Here is a 3,333-nt window from a genome sequence, read left to right as displayed (position 1 = left end):
GCCTCGGCCTCGCGATGGCGCTCGTGCCGCCGCTGCTGCTCGCGCTCGGCGCGGCGCTACGTTCGCCGCATCGCATCGGGTTCGTGTCCGCATGGCTGCTTGCCGCCGCCGCGCTGTGGGCCGCGCGCGTGCCGCTCGCCCGGCACTTCGAATGGGGCCTGTACTTGGAACACGCGAGTTTCAACCTCGCGATGGCGCTGCTGTTCGGCCGCACGCTCGCGGCCGGCAAGGTGCCGCTGTGCACGCATTTCGCGACGATGATCCACGGCGCGATCACGCCGGCCGTCGCGCACTACACGCGGCAGATCACGCTCGCGTGGACGCTGTTCTTCGTCGCGATCGCCGCCGTGTCGACGCTGCTGTTCGCGACCGCGCCGATCGTCACGTGGTCGACGTTCGCGAACTACCTGTCGCTGCCGCTCGTCGCCGTGATGTTCGCGGCCGAGCATGCGTGCCGACGCTTCGCCCTGCCGCACGAACCGCGGCCGCGCATGGTCGACGCGGTGCGCGCGTATCGCGCGACGACACACGCGTCGCAGGCATCACGATGAATTCACGGCCGGCGCGGCGCCGCAACGCGGCCGCGCCGGCCTTCGCTCCTGTTTCGACCGATCTATGCCGACTCACCCGCTGGTTTTCCATTCGTCGCCCGACCAGACGATCGCCTGGCGCGACGGCGCGCCCGTCACCGTGCGCACGTTCGTCGCCGACGTCGCGCGCGTGGCCGCCGCGCTGCCCGCCGGCGCACACGTGTTCAACGTGTGCCGCGACCGCTACCGCTTCGCGGTCAGCCTGTGCGCCGCGCTCGTTGCCGGCAAGGTCAGCCTGCTGCCGTCGACGCATACGCCGGAAATGGTCCGCCAGCTCGCGTCGTTCGCGCCCGACGCGTTCTGCCTGCACGACGCGCCCGACTGCACGATCGACCTGCCGCGCTTCGCGTATCCCGATGCCGCCCCCGGCGCGCTCGCGGACGATGCGCCGTTCGCCGTGCCGCAGATCGATGCGGCGCGGATCATGGCCTACGTGTTCACGTCCGGCTCGACCGGCGCGCCGGTGCCGCACCGCAAGACCTGGGGCTTCCTGGTCGGCTGCGTGCGCGCGGCGGCCGACCGCCTCGGGCTGCTCGACGGCCGCGCGGCCACGCTGATCGGCACGGTGCCCGCGCAGCACATGTACGGCTTCGAGTCGACGGTGCTGCTCGCGCTGATCGGCGGCCTCGCGTTCAGCAACCGCCAGCCGTTCTACCCGGTCGACATTCGCGACGAACTCGACGCGATCCCGCAACCGCGCGTGCTCGTCACGTCGCCGATCCACCTGCGTGCGCTGCTCGCGGCCGGCCATGCGCTGCCGCACGCGGCGCTCGTGCTGTCGGCCACCGCGCCGCTGTCGGAAAAGCTCGCGTGCGAAGCCGAGGCCGCGCTCGACGCGCCGCTCGTCGAGATCTACGGCAGCACCGAGACCGGCCAGATCGCCACCCGCCGTACATCGCAGGGCGCGGCATGGGAACTGTTCCCGGACATCCGCCTCGACGCGCGCGCCGAACCGGACGACGACGACAGCGGCCCGACCGTGTGGGTGTCGGGCGGACATGTGGAGGCTCCCGTGCCGATGGGCGATGCACTCGAACTGCTCGGCGACGGCCGGTTCCTGCTGCACGGCCGCAAGGCCGACCTCGTCAACATCGCCGGCAAGCGCACGTCGCTCGCGTACCTGAACCATCAGCTCAACGCGATTCCGCAGGTGCTCGACGGCGTATTCTTCATGCCCGACGAAGCCGCGGCGGCACACGACGACACCCGCCTCGAGCCGGTCACGCGCCTCGTCGCGCTCGTCGTCGCGCCGACGCTTACGGCAGCCGGTCTGCAGCGCGCGCTGCGCGAGCGGATCGATCCCGCGTTCATGCCGCGCCCGCTCGTGTTCGTCGACGCGCTGCCGCGCAACGAAACCGGCAAGCTGCCGCGCGACGTGCTCGCCGCACTCGTTGCGCAACATGCGCGCCCCGCGGCCGTGCCCGTGCCCGTGCCCGTGCCCGATCCGGCCGGCACGCCCGCACTCGGGTTCACGATCCCCGCCGATCACCCGGCACTGCCCGGCCACTTCCCCGGCCATCCGGTCGTGCCGGGCGTCGTGCTGCTCGATCACGCGATCCATGCGCTCGGCACCGCGGTGAACCGCCCGCTGCATGCGTGGCGGCTCGGGTCCGCGAAATTCCTGAGCCCGGTCGCGCCCGGCGAGCCGCTCGATCTCGCGTACGACGCCGCGGCCGGCGGTGCGATCCGCTTCACGCTGCGCGCCGGGGCGCGCGACGTCGCGAGCGGCGTGCTGTCCGCGCCGCCGGCCGGGCAGGACGGTGCGCAGCCATGAAGCGCACCGCGTGGGCCGAACGCCAGGAGCGCAGCAACGCGGGCTTGCTGCGCGCGATGACGTGGATCTCGCTGCGCTTCGGCCGGCAGCGCGCGCGCGTCGTGCTGCACCTGATCGCGACGTATTTCGTGCTGTTTTCGCCGGTCGCGTGCGCGGCGTCGCGCGACTACCTGCGCCGCGTGCTCGGCCGCCCCGCGCGCTGGCGCGACGTGTACCGGCACGTGTTCACGTTCGCGGCGACGATCCACGACCGCATCTACCTGATGAACGGGCGCTTCGACCTGTTCGACATCCGGCTGCACGGCGAGACGCTGGTAGACGAAGCGCTCGCGGGCGGACGCGGTGCGTTCCTGATGGGCGCGCATCTCGGCAGCTTCGAGGTCGTGCGCGCGATCGGCCGCACGCACCCGGACCTGCGCGTCGTCGTGACGATGTACGAGAAGAACGCGCGCAAGATCAACGCGACGCTCGCCGCGGTGAACCCCGCCGCGCAGCCGGAAGTGATTCCGCTCGGGCAAGTCGACTCGATGCTGAAGGTGCGCGAGCGCCTCGACGCGAACTGCATGGTCGGCATGCTCGCCGACCGCACGCTGCTCGACGACGCGGCCGCGTCGCTGCGGCGGCTGCCGCTGCTCGGCGCGCCGGCCGCGTTCCCGCTCGGGCCGCTCTACATGGCCGCGATGCTGCGACGGCCGGTGATCTTCATGACGGGCCTCTATCGCGACGGCAACCGCTACGACGTGCACTTCGAGACGCTCGCCGATTTCTCCGACGTGCGGCGCGACGCGCGCGCGGCGGCGGTCGACGCGGCACTCGCGCGCTACGTCGCGCTGCTCGACAGGTACTGTCGCTCGGCACCGTACAACTGGTTCAACTATTTCGACTTCTGGCACGGCGGCGATCCCGCGACCGCGGTCGCGCGCGGCGACGCCGCGTGCGCCGGTGCCGGCCTGTCCGCCACGAGGGATT

Annotated in this window: 3 protein-coding genes; all 3 read left to right on the top strand. The window is 72.1% G+C overall.

The features are described 5' to 3' along the window. Window positions 1-551 (top strand): hypothetical protein (locus tag ABY44_RS09500; RefSeq protein ID WP_226817226.1); only part of this gene is annotated, 551 nt, incomplete at its 5' end. Between the two features lie 64 nt (window positions 552-615). Next, window positions 616-2,364 (top strand): AMP-binding protein, encoded by a 1,749-nt coding sequence (locus ABY44_RS09495; RefSeq protein ID WP_431641141.1) that lies wholly within the window; start codon window positions 616-618, stop codon window positions 2,362-2,364. Continuing rightward, window positions 2,361-3,333 (top strand): acyl-CoA synthetase (locus tag ABY44_RS09490; protein WP_431641140.1); only part of this gene is annotated, 973 nt, incomplete at its 3' end. The genes ABY44_RS09495 and ABY44_RS09490, both read left to right, overlap by 4 nt.

Origin of the sequence: Burkholderia sp. ZZQ-2 (assembly GCF_050768715.1) — a bacterium.
Classification (GTDB): Bacteria; Pseudomonadota; Gammaproteobacteria; order Burkholderiales; family Burkholderiaceae; genus Burkholderia; species Burkholderia cepacia.
This window is presented reverse-complemented; position numbering and strand designations above follow the sequence as displayed.